This window comes from Shewanella sp. SM95 (assembly GCF_025653595.1).
GTDB lineage: Bacteria > Pseudomonadota > Gammaproteobacteria > Enterobacterales > Shewanellaceae > Shewanella > Shewanella oncorhynchi.
Window position 1 is genome coordinate 491823 of the sequence record NZ_JAKKSE010000002.1, and the last position, 16151, is coordinate 507973.

Annotated in this window: 16 protein-coding genes; 7 read left to right on the forward strand and 9 right to left on the reverse strand. The window is 44.3% G+C overall.

Annotation, left to right across the window (positions count from 1 at the left end; translation table 11 throughout):
- The first annotated feature begins 74 nt into the window (after positions 1 to 74).
- Positions 75 to 602 (forward strand): disulfide bond formation protein DsbB, encoded by a 528-nt coding sequence (gene dsbB, locus L5M29_RS04945; RefSeq protein ID WP_028760323.1) that lies wholly within the window; start codon positions 75 to 77, stop codon positions 600 to 602.
- 160 nt (positions 603 to 762) lie between these two features.
- Positions 763 to 3393 carry a PAS domain-containing protein gene (locus L5M29_RS04950; RefSeq protein WP_263166530.1) on the forward strand — a complete coding sequence of 877 codons (2631 nt, stop codon included), beginning with the start codon at positions 763 to 765 and terminating at the stop codon, positions 3391 to 3393.
- A gap of 11 nt (positions 3394 to 3404) precedes the next feature.
- Here the strand turns inward: L5M29_RS04950 and L5M29_RS04955 are convergent, their stop codons facing one another.
- The 8 genes from L5M29_RS04955 to L5M29_RS04990 all read right to left on the reverse strand — a co-directional run bounded on the left by L5M29_RS04955 (position 3405) and on the right by L5M29_RS04990 (position 10297).
- Positions 3405 to 3767, reverse strand: coding sequence for an STAS/SEC14 domain-containing protein (locus tag L5M29_RS04955; protein WP_028760325.1), 363 nt, complete (start codon positions 3765 to 3767; stop codon positions 3405 to 3407).
- A 423-nt stretch (positions 3768 to 4190) separates the two neighbouring features.
- Positions 4191 to 4547: a DUF3802 family protein gene (locus tag L5M29_RS04960; RefSeq protein ID WP_113938764.1), complete on the reverse strand. Its 357-nt coding sequence runs from the start codon at positions 4545 to 4547 to the stop codon at positions 4191 to 4193.
- Positions 4548 to 4723: 176 nt separating this feature from the next.
- Positions 4724 to 5299, reverse strand: a complete 576-nt coding sequence (locus tag L5M29_RS04965) for a YceI family protein (protein WP_263166532.1) — start codon at positions 5297 to 5299, stop codon at positions 4724 to 4726.
- Between the two features lie 155 nt (positions 5300 to 5454).
- On the reverse strand, positions 5455 to 5907 hold the full coding sequence (locus L5M29_RS04970) for a YaiI/YqxD family protein (RefSeq protein WP_006081277.1): 453 nt from the start codon (positions 5905 to 5907) through the stop codon (positions 5455 to 5457).
- A 68-nt stretch (positions 5908 to 5975) separates the two neighbouring features.
- Entirely contained in the window at positions 5976 to 6614 is a 639-nt protein-coding gene (gene pdxH / locus L5M29_RS04975) for a pyridoxamine 5'-phosphate oxidase (protein WP_131523902.1), read from the reverse strand.
- Between the two features lie 28 nt (positions 6615 to 6642).
- Positions 6643 to 7584 carry an S-adenosylmethionine decarboxylase proenzyme gene (locus L5M29_RS04980; RefSeq protein WP_263166577.1) on the reverse strand — a complete coding sequence of 314 codons (942 nt, stop codon included), beginning with the start codon at positions 7582 to 7584 and terminating at the stop codon, positions 6643 to 6645.
- 159 nt (positions 7585 to 7743) lie between these two features.
- Positions 7744 to 9657, reverse strand: coding sequence for a biosynthetic arginine decarboxylase (speA, locus tag L5M29_RS04985; protein ID WP_028760330.1), 1914 nt, complete (start codon positions 9655 to 9657; stop codon positions 7744 to 7746).
- A gap of 487 nt (positions 9658 to 10144) precedes the next feature.
- On the reverse strand, positions 10145 to 10297 hold the full coding sequence (locus L5M29_RS04990) for a hypothetical protein (RefSeq protein ID WP_011846564.1): 153 nt from the start codon (positions 10295 to 10297) through the stop codon (positions 10145 to 10147).
- Between the two features lie 597 nt (positions 10298 to 10894).
- Here L5M29_RS04990 and L5M29_RS04995 point away from each other — a divergent pair.
- From L5M29_RS04995 to L5M29_RS05015, 5 genes are all read left to right on the forward strand, one after another.
- The gene (locus L5M29_RS04995; protein ID WP_006086322.1) at positions 10895 to 11737 is read left to right on the forward strand and encodes a S1 RNA-binding domain-containing protein; all 843 of its coding nucleotides are present in this window, start codon (positions 10895 to 10897) and stop codon (positions 11735 to 11737) included.
- A 133-nt stretch (positions 11738 to 11870) separates the two neighbouring features.
- Positions 11871 to 12542 carry a YceH family protein gene (locus L5M29_RS05000; protein ID WP_263166534.1) on the forward strand — a complete coding sequence of 224 codons (672 nt, stop codon included), beginning with the start codon at positions 11871 to 11873 and terminating at the stop codon, positions 12540 to 12542.
- Between the two features lie 175 nt (positions 12543 to 12717).
- Positions 12718 to 13548, forward strand: a complete 831-nt coding sequence (locus L5M29_RS05005; RefSeq protein ID WP_263166536.1) for an ABC transporter permease subunit — start codon at positions 12718 to 12720, stop codon at positions 13546 to 13548.
- Positions 13545 to 14456, forward strand: a complete 912-nt coding sequence (locus tag L5M29_RS05010; RefSeq protein ID WP_263166538.1) for an ABC transporter ATP-binding protein — start codon at positions 13545 to 13547, stop codon at positions 14454 to 14456. The genes L5M29_RS05005 and L5M29_RS05010 overlap by 4 nt, the downstream gene beginning before the upstream one ends.
- Positions 14457 to 14778: 322 nt before the next feature.
- Entirely contained in the window at positions 14779 to 15072 is a 294-nt protein-coding gene (locus tag L5M29_RS05015) for an HU family DNA-binding protein (RefSeq protein WP_263166580.1), read from the forward strand.
- Between the two features lie 174 nt (positions 15073 to 15246).
- On the opposite strand, the gene bioD is transcribed toward L5M29_RS05015, so the two are convergent.
- Positions 15247 to 15987: a dethiobiotin synthase gene (gene bioD / locus L5M29_RS05020; RefSeq protein WP_006086317.1), complete on the reverse strand. Its 741-nt coding sequence runs from the start codon at positions 15985 to 15987 to the stop codon at positions 15247 to 15249.
- Between the last annotated feature and the right edge of the window lie 164 nt (positions 15988 to 16151).

Below are 16151 nucleotides of genomic sequence, written 5' to 3' on the forward strand. Positions count from 1 at the left end.
GAACTTTATTTAATAAGTAGAGTCCAAAAAACGCCCCATGTCTGAGGGCGTTTTTTGTTGATATGGAGCTCACTTTGACTGTAATGACTCGCTTTGCCCATTCCCGTTCATCTTGGTTTATTCTCGCAGGCACAGCCCTTGGGTTAGAAGCAGCCGCCCTGTATTTTCAATATGTCATGAAACTGGAACCCTGTGTCATGTGTATTTACCAAAGACTCGCTATTTTTGGTTTATTGGCAGCAGGTCTCATTGGCATGACAGCACCCAAATATCGAATCGTCAGGATCTTAGCTGCCGTGCTCTGGGCCATCAGTGCAACTTGGGGATTAAAACTAGCCTTATCGCTCGTAGATATGCAAGCCAACCCATCCCCTTTTTCAACCTGTTCATTCTTACCTGAATTTCCAGCTTGGATGCCATTACACGAATGGTTCCCTGCCGTTATGATGCCTACTGGCATGTGTACTGATGTACCTTGGGTCTTTATGGGTGTAACGATGCCCGAATGGATGGTCGTGGCCTTCAGTGGCTTCTTAGTCGCTTGGTTACTCTTTATTGTGCCTGTCCTAAGTGGTTCAAATAAACCATCTCTTTATAAATAACGAGTTTGAGATAAGGCAGGCATAAAACCTGCCTTTTTATTGACGATTATATTCCACTTATCCTATTCAATCCTCGCAACTTAAACATATGCCAATAGCAAAACAGTGAGAAAGCGCTACACTGGCTCAATGAAAAGTGGTGATTTGGAAACTGGGGATTATGGGAAAAAGTTCGACATCTGAGCCACACACGCCATTAACCCAATGGCAAAACAGTTTGCCATTCAAATTTAGCCTTATTCAGCTCGTCATTGCCGCTATTTTGATTTGTAGTACAGCTTGGGTGATGCTGAGCATTCAACGCCAACAAGTTCTTGATCAGCAAGCCGTGTTAAACCAAAACTATGGCCAGTTGATTATCGCCAAACTGCAAGAAATGATTTCACAGGTTGAAACCGTAGTCGACTCTATTTCCAGTATTGCCAAACTTTACCGCTATGATCATGAGCAACTGGTGAAAACCATTCCCACGTTGCTGAAACTCGATAGTCAACAACGCATCATCTCTGGTGGCGGCGTCTGGCCGGAACCCGGCGCGTTTAATCAGCAAAAATTTCGAGATAGCCTGTTTTGGGCACACAATGTAAACGATGAATTAGTCGCCATTGATTCCTATAACAAAGACACGTTCCCAAGCTACCACACCGAAGAATGGTATCGCCCGACGCGCTATTTTCCTGCTGGTAAAATTTTCTGGTCAAAATCTTATTTCGATCCGACAACCCATGAGTCAATGATCACAGCCTCAGGCGCTATGTGGATGGACCATCAGTTTATTGGTGCAGCCACTGTGGATATCAGTTTAGAAAAGCTCAATGTGCTGTTACGCAATGCTATGATTAATGTCAGAGGCTATGTCATAGCCTTAGATCATCAAAACCAAGTACTCGCCTATCCAGATGCCAATAACGATCTTAAGCATCAAACCAATACCAATCATTCTTTCGTCACCTTCAATCATCTCGCCAGCCAACAGCCAGATTTCAGCCCCGTCGAAGTCGCATTACAGAGTGCAGATAAAGCCTTTATAGAAGCGGCGATTGCCGAGCGCGTTTTTACCCAAGAACAGATGCAGCATCTAACGAGACTAAGTCATCAAAATGAGCGTGACATGTTAGCGGCCATCGTAAATAACAATGCCTTAAATCATTTTACTGCCCCGAAATTACTGACGTCGGTAACTTTGACCCATGATCCAATCCTTAAAACGGCATCTCTCGTTTCGGTATTTCTCATGCCAAATACCTATTGGAAGGTACTTGTCGTCACCCCAATTTCACCGCTGCAGGATACCGCTAAACATTTAATCGAAAAGGTCGGCGTTTATTTAGTCTGTATTCAACTATTAGGCTTAATTCTATTATTCTTACTCCAGCACCGACTATTTATTACCCCCATTATTGAAATCGTCCAAGCCTTAAAACGTAATGATTCCGCCTCTATCGAACTCAAAGCCAATAACAGCCATGACGAAATTGGCTTATTGGCAAAAACATTCCTGTCGCGTACTCGACAGCTTGAAGTGGCAATGGCGAGCTTAGATGCGAGTAATCTGGCACTAGAACAGCAATTGCAGAGCCAAAACCTGTTTCAACTGGAGTTAAAGCGCCATAAAGAACAATTGAGGGCTTTACTTAAATTTTCTCAAAATCTCATCTATATCAAAGATCTTCACGGTAAATATATTCTCGTCAATGACAAATATTGTGAAATCTTAGGTATAGAACGCAGACGCATTATTGGTACCTCTGATTTTGAGATATTTCCCAGCCAATTTGCCCACGAGTATCAACAAAATGATCGACGTGTTCTGCATAATCATGAAGCCATAAACTTCGAAGAAGCTATTCCATCGCCCCTAGGCAATCTTATTTATATCGTGACTAAATTTAAGATCAAAGATGATGACGATACCGTTATTGCAGTCGGTGCTATCGCCTTTGATATCACCTTACAAAAAATTAAAGAGCAAGAACAAGAAAAGTTACTTTTAGGGCAAGTCGAGGCGCTTAATCACCTACAAGAACAAGTTCGCCTCAGTAATCAACATAACCATGAACTCTATCTGCTCCAAGACAAATCAACCCAATTGCTTGAGAAGCATCATCAACTCAATCTCAGTCGTGAACAAAGCCAACAGCTAATGCAAAATTTTCTAGCTGAAATGATGACGCAAATTATGCATGAACAAGATCAGCTACTCGCCAAAGTGTGCCAACTTCAGCCAATAGATAATGCTAACGACCAAAATCAGATCACCGAAATCATGGTGACTCAGGCAGATAAATTGCGACATATTGCCCAGTTATTAACGAATCATCAAAATGACATTCGGCCACTGCATCTCGCACAATTTATGCGCCATCTCTTAGGGTTGCTAAAGGTACAATTAGCTAAAACAAATGTGGAAATAGCGTTAAATTGCGAAGAAAATATCATCATTGATGGCCCTTCTTGGCAATATTTGCAGCTGTTTTATCGTCTAATCACCAACACGTTGAATCATGCATTTAAAGCTCACAATGAACAGCGTGAAATAACCATTAATATCGACAAGTCGAGCGAAGAGTTACACATCAGTATTATCGATAATGGGATAGGTATGACAGTGCCGCAACTCGCACAGTTACGGCAAGAACTAGCGCAAGAACTCTGCCTTGGAACGCTGACCTGTATAAATCTGTGGCTTAAAAATGATCTCAATGGCAGCCTTAGCATCAGTAGCCACTTGAACCAAGGCACACACATTCAATGTCGTTGGCCACTGAGTACAGATTTAGAACCGCAATAAACAAAGGTGCGTTATTGATCTAACCATGCCTTGGCTTGGCTATGTTCATCGGCGGTAAATACCTTTACCGGACATGGCAGCATGCAGGCTAGCGCATTAACCATAGCATTTGTTTGAGTGGCATTAGCAATCATCACGACCCTTGAAAAATCACTTAAATGAAATAAACCTAATACCGCATCATCCCACAAGGCCCCAACGGATATACCTTCAAATTCAGGGGAAAACTCGTACCAAAGGCGAATACTGGCGTGGTCTTGCAGCTTGGCTTCTATGGCGGGAACCAAATAGCCTTCAACATCCCCATGGTTAACACGGCCAGATGCGACCACAGCCAATATATCATCGGCATGACCCGAAGAAATCGTTAGCATTGAACACTCCTTATCAATACATGAAGGGAAAAATAGTTAAAGCTCATACACTAAAGATACACAGACAATGACATAAATGCGGGAAAGATGGGCTTTTTATTTTAAGCTAACACCATTTTATACATACACATTAGCAATGCAAATGACGCCAAAAGGAGCGAATCCACAGCGATAACTCGCATAACCCAGCAACAAAACTTAGTCGCAGAACTCGATGAAAAATGGTGACCATACGAAATAACATGAGGTGAAGCAAAGAGCAGATATTTACCTCACACTCAAGGCTGCTACTGCTCGAGGTTAACAATAAGTGTGAGGAAACACATGGTACTCAAACGATGGTGATTTACGCTGCTAAAAAATAGTATTAGTCATGACTTACCTAAAATCATGCATTAATAAATAATCTAATTGCTATTCTGACTAAGCACTCACTTGAAGTTTAGCGATTTCTTGATCGAACAAATTCTTAATCAAACTAGAAAACTCAGTAATAAATAAAGTCTGTGCGGGAGTCGCTTTATGGTTGGCAACTGAAGCTAAAATCTCTTCTAAATCATACACAATTGCATCCACTTCACGGATAATCACATTACGTTGCGTAAAAGACAACGATGGATTTTGGCCACACACCATAATGATCTGTGCCGACAATTGCTCTTCAAATAACTCCATCACAGTATCGTCTGAAACTACCTCTGAACTTGGTGTTTCAAATAAGCCAAGATGTTCAGTTAAATACTGGACCAAATGCATGTAACCATCTTTATCTGTGACCATTTTTTACCCTTTAAACTCATTAACTTAATATCTATTGTGATGCTATTAATAGCACATCAGAAAATATCAAAGAAGCCAAAGGCTCGGCTTCTTATCAAGATCTCGCATACGCCACTTATTTAACTCTAGCCTATCTTCGATAACAGACGTATTGATCTATACCAATCTTATTGAAGTTACTGAGTTAAGGTTAGTACAAATGACACAGGAACAGCTTGACTAATGCTCGATAAACCCGCAATTTCACGTAATTTATCAATCCCAGCCACAAGATCAAACTCATTGGCATTAACAATTACCGATTGAAAACTGTTCACTAAAAGTTTGTTATCAGAAACTTTAGTGATAATCACCGAAAAAGCCTTAGTTTGCGATTTGCCGTGTAACGCAATTTTTCCATCAATATCAAAAACTTTACTCTCACCGACGCCAAGATTTTTTAGTATCTTAGGGTCTACTTGTGATGACAGTTTCAGCTCTGGATACAAAGACACTTCAAATAACAAATTTTGCATCCGCTCATCGCGGACATCAATACCCGTTGCCACACCGATTAGTGGAATTGTTAATTCAAATTGACCGTTATCTTTTAGCGTACCTTTGAGTTGTTTAAAGTGATGGACTTCACCTATATCACCTTTCTTTACCGAAATAAAACTGACTCGCGAATCTTGTTCCATCACTTGCCATTGCGCGGCACAGCTAAAACTGGCCATAGCAGATAAGGCGACAATTCCCATCCATTTTTTCATCGTATCCGTCCTTAAAGAGTGAGTTTAAAAGCCATGTCGTAAAGAAAATCGACATCCGCAACAGGCTAAAATCCTGCCCAGTTAAACGTGATCAACATCACCTAACTTAAGCTAAAGATACTCTGTTTATCCATTAGCGACCAGTAAACTATGATTCATACGCGCACTAACCATTTATCTAAGCTATTGGCAAAAGCCTGTTTATCCGCTTGAGAAAACGAATCAGGCCCGCCGGTGTGCACGCCAGAACCGCGTAAATCTTCCATAAAGTCACGCATCGTCAGCTTTTGTTTTATGTTATCGACGGTATAAAGCTCGCCACGGGGATTGAGCGCCAAGGCGCCCTTTTCAATGATTAAAGCCGCTAAGGGAATATCCGCGGTGATCACTAAATGCGTCGGTTCAACATGATCGACAATATATTGATCTGCCACATCAAATCCCGCACCGACTCGAATTTGGCTGATATAGGGAGATGGCGGTACGCGGATCATTTGATTAGCCACCAGCACCAGCGGCAGGGCTTTGCGCTCCGCCGCCCGGAACAGGATTTCTTTGATAGGATTAGGGCATGCATCCGCATCAACCCAAATTTTATAATCACTCAATGTCTTTTAACTCTGTTGTTAGGTTCACGAGCTCATTTTTATGCCGAGCTATCGAACTATGCACCGTACTAAGGTGCTAAACGATCGATTTCCCACTCTGCATCATGGCGAGAATAAATAAAACGATCATGCAGCCTGTGTTCTCCACCCTGCCAAAATTCGATACTCGAAGGTCTCACTAAGTAACCGCCCCAAAAACTGGGTAAAGGCACATCGCCCTTGGCGAACTTAGCTTTCATTTCAAAGAATTTGCCTTCAAGTACTTGTCTGGCACTGAGTTTACTCGATTGCTGTGATACCCAAGCCGCAATTTGGCTGTCCTTAGGACGGGTCATAAAATATTTAAGTACTTCAGCGGTGGACAGCGCCTGCGCTTCACCGAGCACCGACACTTGCCGCTCTAGAGGATGCCAAGGGAAATGCAAACTGACTTTATTATTAGCAGCAATTTGCTGTGCTTTACGGCTGCCAAGGTTAGTAAAGAATACGAAACCTGTATCATCGAACCGCTTAAGTAATACTATTCGTTGAAAAGGTTGGCCGTGCTCATCTACAGTCGCCACACACATGGCGGTGGGATCGCTAAGCTCCGCATCCCTCGCCTGCGTCATCCACAATTCAAACAAGTCCATCGGGTTTTGCGGTAAGTCAGCACGTCTTAAGCCGCCTTTGGCATACTCGCGGCGGATGTCACTGAGATCTGTCATGGGGTTTCCTTAAGCAAACGTCAAAAATTCACATGAGTTCAGGGATCAGCACTTCAGCCTGAAGCTGCTGATAGTGGCTAAAACCAATGTCATAACCTTGCTCGGTCGTTAATGAACACCGCCCTAAGCATAAATGGGCAGGAAATCCCTGCGTTGAGTCGTCGATATTAAAGCGGATTGTGTCCCAACTGACAGGAGCAAACAAGGTTAATAGACGCGCTAATAGATCTTGCGGATACTGCGCTAAATCCAGATTCGTTTCAAAGCTCACATAGGAGCTAGCGCACGCATTCTCGCTTTGAGGCGTAATATGCAAGGTAACATAATATTTGCCCCAGAGACCGTTCATCGAAAAGCCTGACGGATCAAATAAATGGGCGTCAATCTCAAATTCAGGGAGTAAATCGTTAAGTTCGAGTGCAGTGCAAATCTCATCTTTACTCTGCGAGCCGCCATTAAGATAGTCGGCAAATTCGCCACGAATGTGGTACATCAACAGTTCACTGGTTTGATCATCCTTTGGTGCTCGATAATCACTGTCAGAGCAAAAAAAATAGTGATGATGGCTGTCGAGATGGCCTACTCGAAAGGCTTTACCGGTGATACGTTGGCGCAGTTTGCCAATATCCTCGGCAAAGCTCGTGGTTTGCAGATGAGCTTGGTATTCGTTTTTACGCTGATAACTCACCAATGCCATGGCAGGCACGCCAAGCGCGCCGATAAAGTAACAAGCGGCGTCCACTAAGGTACTGTTACCACAGGTGAGCATGACAAATCTGTCGTGCCATACAAACAAGCTGGATTCACTCAACAGATAAGCATCACAGTCCGCATTACTTAACTGCGACAGTATCTCGGCGTGGGCACAGTTGACTAAGGCAGACCAAAAACTCACATCGAGTTCTCGTAAATTCGGCGCAGACGCCGTCACGATAATCTCGAGTTTTTTTTCTGAACCTTCAAAAAACATCAACCCTTTGACCTCATGATCGTCACTCATCCTTTACTTGATCCTAGAACAACGCGATTTTACACGACTAAAACGGCAATAAAAGTGAAAAATCTGTCCTTATAAAAACAAAAATCAGCCGAGGTTACCCAAGGCTGATTTATTTTAACACGCTAGAAATTAAGAAAAATCTTCTAAATAGGTATAGCCTTTCAGCCCTAGTTGCAATTCTTCTAAAATTTGTGCGCGTTCACCTTCGGCGATATGCAGATTCACTAACTCTTCATAAGTGCGCATAAAGGCCACCGCATCTAAGTTAACGTAACGCAATACGTCAGCAACCGTGTCACCCGCCAATACAGATTCGATGTTAGTCACACCATTATCTTCGATGCGAACCACTGCTGAGTTTGTATCACCAAACAGGTTATGCATATCACCCAAGATTTCTTGGTATGCACCCACAAGGAAGAAACCAATCAGGTACGGGCTATCCGCACTCCATGCTGGCACTGGCAGCGTGGTTTCAATCCCTTGACCATCAACGTATTGATCGACAATACCGTCAGAGTCGCAGGTGATATCGAGCATGACAGCACGGCGCTCAGGGGCTTTATCTAGGCCTGATAACGGCAATACTGGGAACACTTGGTCAATACCCCAAGCATCCGGTAATGACTGGAATAATGAGAAGTTAACAAAGAACTTATCGGCTAACTTTTCATTGAGTTCATCAATGATAGGTCTGTGATAACGGTTTTTCGCACTCAATAGCCCTTGCACTTCATGACACACGCGCAGGTTAGCTTGCTCAGCCCACGCACGCTCCGCTAAGGTCAATTGACCTAAAGCGAATAGCGAATGCGCTTCTTGTAAGTCACTTTGGCTATCGTGGTAAATCTCAATCAAAGCACGTTGATCGGCGCGGCCGCTGATCTCAGACCATGAATGCCACATGTTATGCAATAACTGTGGTGAATCTTCCGCTGGCGGTTGAATATCTTCAGGCTGATAAGCTTCAGTACCGATAACATCGGTGATAAGCACAGCATGGTGCGCCGTTAAGTAACGACCCGATTCTGAAATAATACGTGGCATAGGTTGCTCGTATTCATTACAGATGTCAGTCAATACGTTAACTATGTTGTTAGCGTATTCAGTCAGGCCATAGTTCATCGAGTTATTACTTTGGCTACGAGTGCCATCGTAATCCACCGCTAAACCACCACCGACGTCGAAGCAGTTAACGCTTGCGCCTAATTCACGTAATTCACAGTAGAAACGACCCGCTTCACTCACACCTTGGCGAATATCACGGATATTAGCGATTTGCGAACCTAAGTGGAAATGCAGCAATTGCAGCGAATCCAGCATATCGTGTTGCTTAAGTTGCTCTACAACCAACAAAATTTGCGCAGCAGATAAACCGAACTTAGATTTCTCACCGCCGCTCGCCTGCCACTTGCCTTTGCCTTGGAACGCTAAACGTGCACGTAGACCTAAACGCGGTGTCACACCCAGACGTTTAGATTCAGCTAACACCATTTTCAGTTCAGACAGTTTTTCTAAAACGATGTAAACCTTGTGGCCTAACTTTTCACCAATCAGTGCTAAACGGATATATTCATTATCTTTATAACCATTACATACAATGACTGAACTGGCTTTTTGCGCCATGGCTAACACAGCCATCAGCTCAGGCTTACTGCCCGCTTCTAAACCCAGTTGTGGTACTTCTTTTGATGCCTGACTCGCCAGGATCTCTTCCACCACAGTTTGCTGTTGGTTTACTTTAATCGGGTAAACCAGCAAATAGTCCGCCTGATACTCGTACTTCTGTATCGCTTGGTCGAATGCTTGGCACAAACTGTTCACTCTGTGGTGCAGGATCTGCGGAAAACGAACTAGTACAGGTAAAGCGACTCCCGCCTTAACCATGTCTTTGGCTAGCTCATTTAAGCCAATCTTGTAATCAGGATTTTTGGGGTCCGGTGACACAGTCACCTCACCTTGATCGCTAATCCCATAAAAACCTTGGCTCCAGTGAGTAACATTGTACCCAGCACGAGCATCATCAATAGACCAATCATTCATTATTATTTAGCCCGTCTATTAAAAAATGGGTTAAACGGTTATGGCTTAATAGCACAACCGCCCGTTCGACAAACCCAGGCAAAGGGACACCTTACCTGACATACACGAAGGTAGATTTTACCTTCTCCTTAATGCCGCAACGTCACGCTAGTGTAAGTGACATTGCTGCGATTTTCATTAATAGCGCAAGAGTCAACTCATCTTAGCGCAATACATCGTATCATATTGAAGGGAAAGCTTATTCCCTTACCTCAGTAAAGCTATCTTTACTTGCCTCGCTTGCATTTATCCTCAGGCTAAAGGGCGCAAATACCGCCAAAAAGCCAAATAACATCCTGAGTCGCATCCTTAAAACATCAAGCTAATAAGTAGCTTAAAGACGTTCAAAAGAGATTAAGACCTTCAGAAACCGATAACACAAGTAGAAAACGAAAACCGATAACACTGAACTAGCGAAAACGCCAAACCAGCTTATCGCTAGGCAAGATTATTTTAACAGGGGACTATTGGCTTCTTCGCGGCCAGAATTGATGCGGATCAACGTGAGATGCTTAAGGCCAGTATCATCGTATGGTACGACAATCGAGCGTTGGCATTGTGACACTTTTAGGCAAAGTGCAAAAAATGGATGCTTGTGCATTAGCTAATAAAAACCCTCTTAACCCCATGTAAATCGATATGTTGTCAATTACACGGTTAATGACTGGTGAACCATAAAACCTTTATTACTCACGTAATATTTGTAATGTCTGCAACGAGCAAAGTCGTTGAACGGCGCAATTAAACCGCGCAATGTCACAGAATGCAAGCAAGAATCTCATTTAATCTTTTGCATTAAAATATAATAAACACTTGCTTAACAACCACCCGCCACCCATTGGTTTTAAATAGAGTAATATTAGTTAGTTAACCCATAAACGTCGTACGAGTCTGTTCAATATTTTTTATATCACCTTTGTCACTTTTATTGACATTTACCCCTGCAAATATCCCTGATTTTTGTGTGTCACTCAAGTGATGCACATTTGCCAACATTAAGCGAAGCCAAACAACCCATATCACGGCGCCAAACCCGCCACAAATCAATGGTTCCTCCGAGACACAATGCGTGGTCAAACCTGCGCTGAGTGACGGCTCACACACGCTAAGATAAAGCTCAAAGACAATAATGCTGCAGTTTCAGCACCGAAGTGTATAATCGCAACCGAATCACATTCCATTATGCACAGAGAGATCCATGGTACAGATAGGTAAAACCTGCAAACTTGAGGTTGTAAAACAAGTCAGCTTTGGCGTGTATTTAAACGCCCACGAATTAGGGCAAGTACTGCTGCCAAACAAAGTCACCCCAAAAGACTGCCAAGTCGGTGATCTGCTTGACGTGTTTCTGTATCTAGATTCTGAAGATATCGTGATTGCTACCACGCGCCGTCCATTGGCACAGGTAGGTGAATTCGCCTACTTAAAAGCCGTCGCAACCGGCCCTTATGGCGCCTTTTTAGACTGGGGCTTAGATAAAGATTTATTACTGCCCTTCGGTGAGCAACATAAGCCTATCGAAGAAGGCCGTTCATATCTGGTTTATGTACACGCCAACCGCGCCGATGAACGCATCATGGCCTCATCAAAAATCGATAAGTTCCTCGATAAGACAGAGCCTGAGTACACAGTCGGTGAGCAGGTCGATTTATACATCGGCGGCACCACAGATTTAGGCTACAAAGCCATTATTAATCATGCCCATTGGGGCGTGATTTACGAAAACGAAGTGTTCCAAAAACTGCGTTTCGGCCAAAGACTCAAAGGTTTCATCAAACAAGTGCGCCGCGACGGCAAAATTGATCTTGTGCTGCAACAAGGCAGCAAACAAGAATTAGATAAGCACGCCCACATCATTCTGATCAAACTCAAACAGGCTGGCGGCTTCTTAGCCCTGACCGATAAAACCGATGCTGAAATCATTTACGATCAGCTTGGCATGAGTAAAAAAGCCTTCAAAAAAGCCATAGGTGGCTTATTTAAGAATGGCCAACTGAGCATAGATAATGATGGTCTGCGTTTAACTGAAACAGCAGAATAATCAACTCTATTCAGGACTTAGCGTTAAAATTGTACAGTTTACCGCCACTAAGGCAGAGTTTGACTGACAACTCCTAGGATATTAAGCATGGCTCTGTTATAAACAAAGCCATGCTTTTTTCTTTGGAGCTTATATGGAACTCACGTTACACGAAGCCAGAGTCATCGGATGCCTGCTTGAGAAAGAAATCACCACCCCCGAGCAATATCCACTCTCGCTAAACTCATTGACCTTAGCCTGCAATCAAAAAACCAGCCGCGAACCCGTACTCGAACTCAGTGAAACCCAAGTGCAAATCGCCGTTGATTCCCTAAATCGGAAACGTTTGATCAGCGAACAGTCGGGATTCGGCAGCCGCGTCGTTAAATACAAACACAGATTCTGCAATACCGAATTCAGCGAACTTCAACTGTCCCCCGCCGCACTCGCCATCGTCTGTTTGTTGCTATTACGTGGCCCACAAACACCGGGAGAACTTCGGACCCGCAGCAATCGCCTACACGAATTTAAAGACGTGATCGACGTGGAAGATTGCATCCGCCAATTAATGGGCCGTGAAAAGCCCTTCTTAAAACAATTACCCAGAGAAGCCGGTCGCCGTGAATCCCGTTATGTGGAATTATTCTCTGCCGCCTCATCGCAACTCGAAACTGCGCAGCCCGAAAGTGCGAGCCATACCGTCGCCCATGTCGCTGTGTCTTTGGATGCTGAGCCGCTTGAATTGACTAAAAGAGTGACCGAGCTTGAGCGACAAGTGGCTGAACTGACGCAAAAACTTGATGAGTTAATTGCCTCTTTGAGCTAATTAGCGATAGATAATGACTGATAAATACCGATGGATAATAAGTGCTATGTGAGCAACATGGCACTTATGGACCAATCCACTGTCTACCCAAGGGTGAGAAACTGAACCGCACCAACATAGTCGCGCCAAGCACCATAGCCCCTGAACCTAGCGCAAAAAAGAATAGAGACAGCACATGACCAATAATCCACCCAGCAGTTTCAACAACATGTTTATTATCGCCATGTTTGAACTGCGCAAATTTTTATTTAATACCCGCGGGATCATCGCCTTGGTCGCCTTTGGTTTAGTTTGGGGTGTACTTCTGCTTTACCCCATTCAAAGTGCATCGGCCATGTTATTGCAGCCCAATGTAAAAGATATCATTGACAGTTTATTTGGTGCCAATACCCTCAATGTGCTCTTTGAGTGGCCCGTGGCCGAAATGGCGGTGTTTTGGTGCTTTGCGCTGTATTTGTTTCCACTGTTCAGTATTCTTATCGCCGCCGATCAGTTCTCATCGGATAAAACCCGCGGCACGCTGCGCTTTTTAACCATACGCACTAGCCGTGACAGCTTATTGTTCGGCCGTTTTCTCGGCCAAATTCTGATCCAAGGTTTACTGATCCTATTAACGATTATCGCCACTGTCGCCCTCGCGCTCAGCCGCGACAGCCAACTGTTTTTATCTGCGTTAACATCTGGCGCCTTGGTGGGTCTTAACCTCATCATAGTGATCTTGCCCTACACGGCTGTGATGACTTTATTGTCCCTGTATGCGCGCACGGCACGCCAAGCTATGGTGTTTGCCACCATTTTATGGACAGTGATTTCCATCACTATCGTGGTGTTAGCGAATCAATCTAGCCTACTAGCACAACTCCAGTGGGTATTACCCGGTGCTCAACTGTCGGACATGCTCAATACCAATGGACTCAATAGCTTAATCTATGCCCCGATTCCACTGTTACAAACCGCTGTGGCCCTCTTGCTCGGCAGAATTTATATGCAAAGGAGCTCGCTATGAGTCTGATCCAATGCCAAGGGCTGTCGAAGCTTTACGGCAGCAAAAAGGCGCTAAATGATGTAAGTTTCAGCCTTGAAGCGGGTGCCCCCATCGCCCTTGTCGGTCCCAATGGCGCGGGTAAAACCACACTTTTTAGCCTGTTATGCGGCTATTTATCACCCAGCTCTGGAACCATAACCCTACTCGGTGAAGCCCCCAATAGCCCTAAGCTCTTAGGCAAGATTGCCGCTTTGCCCCAGGATGCAGTACTCGATCCCAACTTGACGATTGTCAGCCAGTTAATATTTTTCGCTCGCCTGCAGGGCATGAACGTGGAGCAAGCAAAGCAAGAGGCACTGCGCGTGTTGGCCTTGGTCGATCTAATTGATGTTGCAGAGCAAAAACCGCCTAGTCTTAGCCACGGTATGAGTAAACGTGTATCGATTGCGCAGGCGCTGATTGGCTCGCCAGAATTAGTATTATTAGATGAACCGACGGCGGGACTCGACCCTGCCAATGCGAAAAAAGTCCGTGAACTGGTCAAAGCCTTATCACCCACCACAACCTTTATGATCAGCTCCCATAATCTCGATGAGCTCGAAAAGTTGTGCGATCAAGTGTTGTATTTAGATAAAGGCCAACTGAGTCAAGCTGTGTCAATGCATGCGTCGACCGACAGCGATTACCTGACGTTAACCATGCAAAGCTGTGACAGCGATGTACTGCAAGCGGAAGTGGCAAAACTGGCGGGAGTGGTGAACATCAGCTCAAAACAAAGCAATGTGTTTATTATCCAGCTAGATACAAATACAGAAAAAGCGCACAACAGTGATATTGAGATGCGCCTATTCGCCCTCTTCAATCAGCATCAATGGCAATACAAGATGCTGCTGAAAGGTCGCACTCTGGAAGAAACACTCTTTTCATAGGCAAGCGTTAAAAGGGATTTCTCATCACCCAACGGTTGAATAGTGTTCAATCCATAGCCTAAGCGCAATACGCCTTGCGCTTAGGCCTTTTAACTAAGGTTTTAAACTAAGGCTTTCAATAAGCCTTTAAATTAAGTCAGTCACTTCGCCCAGTAAAATCAGCCCACCACTCAATCCGACAAACTTGTACTTACTTTAGCAACACACAATCACCAAAAGCTTCACAAGCCTGTCAATAAAACACCAATCAACTGCGCTGAGCTTGCTATGGCTTTCAATCTCGGGACGAGCTTGTTATAACTCCCCTTCGATTGAACCTAAGCTGACTTCAGAGGTTTCTATGAACAAAGCACAACTTATCCAACGTATTGCCGCCGAGCTCAATGTATCTCAAGCGAGTACTAAACCTGTGGTTGAGCAGATACTGCAACAGATCCACGTCGCCTTGAGCGAAGGCGAGAAAATTTTCCTGCCACAATTTGGCACCTTTGAACTCAGATACCATGTCGCTAAAACGGGCCGTAATCCACAAACGGGCGAAGCCATAGAAATCGACGGTTACAATCAGCCCAGCTTTAAAGCCTCAACGGCATTGAAGCAACAGATCAATCGCTGATAGTGACTCTTAGCTTTAATGTGCAGTCACTCATTTGCGAGCATTAATCAGTAGCCTTGATATAAATAAGCCTCAACGTAATGTGAGGCTTATTTTTTTGTCTAAATACATTAGCGGTAACGCTTAGATGAAAGCATTAAGCCGCTCAGCGGCTAAACATTAGTTAGGCACTGCCTATGCATTAGCCTCAACGCTTTGAAAAAGCGGCGAAGTATCAAGATAATCGGCGGCATTTTCAGCACTGGGATCATCAAGAAAAGGCACACAGCCGAGGAAAGGCGCTGACATCATCTCTTTAAGACTCGCCAAGTTTTCCGCAAACATACTCATATTCGGGTCGACACAATTGGCGACCCAACCTGCAATCTTAAGCCCATCGGCCAATATTGCCTCTTGAGTGAGCAGTGCGTGATTTAAGCAACCGAGCTTCATGCCCACCACGAGTATCACTGGCAGTTCTAATCTCTGTACCACCTCCGATAAATATCGGCCCTCGCCTAAGGGCAAACGCCAGCCACCCGCGCCCTCAATCAAACAAAAATCCGCTTGAGCAAATGCCGCTAAATCCAAACTTTCGATAATAGCCTCAGGCGCTAAGCTCACGCCCACTTGGGCGGCAGCAATATGCGGCGCAATTGCAGGTTCAAAGGTAAAAGGATTAATGACAGGATAAGTAAGTTTCAGCGACGATGAAGTCATCAACTGCAGTGCATCGGCATTACGCAAGCCTTCGGAGGTTTGTGCGCAGCCCGAGGCAATGGGCTTAACACCTAAGGTCGACAGCGTGTTAGACGCTAAAATACTCACAGCCGAGTCAGCACTGGCTATCGCGCCCAAACGGTTCACCGCGGTTAACAGCGCCGATGAGACTAAGGTTTTACCACTGTCGGTATCTGTACCTGTTACAAAAAACATATTAGATCCTTATCTGTCGCTATTGAGTGCACTTTTGTGAAGTGCACTCTCCATAAAGCTAAAACGCAAACCTGTAGACCTTTAAATCCACAAGTCCACAAATCAAAGTCCCTATCGCTAATCAATGCTAAGTATGTGTGCATGAATATTGTTGTAGCTAAAAC

What these genes read in the sequence shown, in the direction of transcription:
- L5M29_RS04980 (WP_263166577.1), bottom strand. Translation starts at nt 7,584, where the DNA reads ATGTTTTTTGAAGGTTCAGAAAAAAAACTCGAGATTATCGTGACGGCG.
- L5M29_RS04990 (WP_011846564.1), bottom strand. Translation starts at nt 10,297, where the DNA reads ATGCACAAGCATCCATTTTTTGCACTTTGCCTAAAAGTGTCACAATGC.
- L5M29_RS04965 (WP_263166532.1), bottom strand. Translation starts at nt 5,299, where the DNA reads ATGAAAAAATGGATGGGAATTGTCGCCTTATCTGCTATGGCCAGTTTT.
- bioD (WP_006086317.1), bottom strand. Translation starts at nt 15,987, where the DNA reads ATGTTTTTTGTAACAGGTACAGATACCGACAGTGGTAAAACCTTAGTC.
- L5M29_RS04960 (WP_113938764.1), bottom strand. Translation starts at nt 4,547, where the DNA reads ATGGTCACAGATAAAGATGGTTACATGCATTTGGTCCAGTATTTAACT.
- L5M29_RS04950 (WP_263166530.1), top strand. Translation starts at nt 763, where the DNA reads ATGGGAAAAAGTTCGACATCTGAGCCACACACGCCATTAACCCAATGG.
- speA (WP_028760330.1), bottom strand. Translation starts at nt 9,657, where the DNA reads ATGAATGATTGGTCTATTGATGATGCTCGTGCTGGGTACAATGTTACT.
- L5M29_RS05005 (WP_263166536.1), top strand. Translation starts at nt 12,718, where the DNA reads ATGACCAATAATCCACCCAGCAGTTTCAACAACATGTTTATTATCGCC.
- L5M29_RS04955 (WP_028760325.1), bottom strand. Translation starts at nt 3,767, where the DNA reads ATGCTAACGATTTCTTCGGGTCATGCCGATGATATATTGGCTGTGGTC.
- L5M29_RS04995 (WP_006086322.1), top strand. Translation starts at nt 10,895, where the DNA reads ATGGTACAGATAGGTAAAACCTGCAAACTTGAGGTTGTAAAACAAGTC.
- L5M29_RS05000 (WP_263166534.1), top strand. Translation starts at nt 11,871, where the DNA reads ATGGAACTCACGTTACACGAAGCCAGAGTCATCGGATGCCTGCTTGAG.
- L5M29_RS05010 (WP_263166538.1), top strand. Translation starts at nt 13,545, where the DNA reads ATGAGTCTGATCCAATGCCAAGGGCTGTCGAAGCTTTACGGCAGCAAA.
- pdxH (WP_131523902.1), bottom strand. Translation starts at nt 6,614, where the DNA reads ATGACAGATCTCAGTGACATCCGCCGCGAGTATGCCAAAGGCGGCTTA.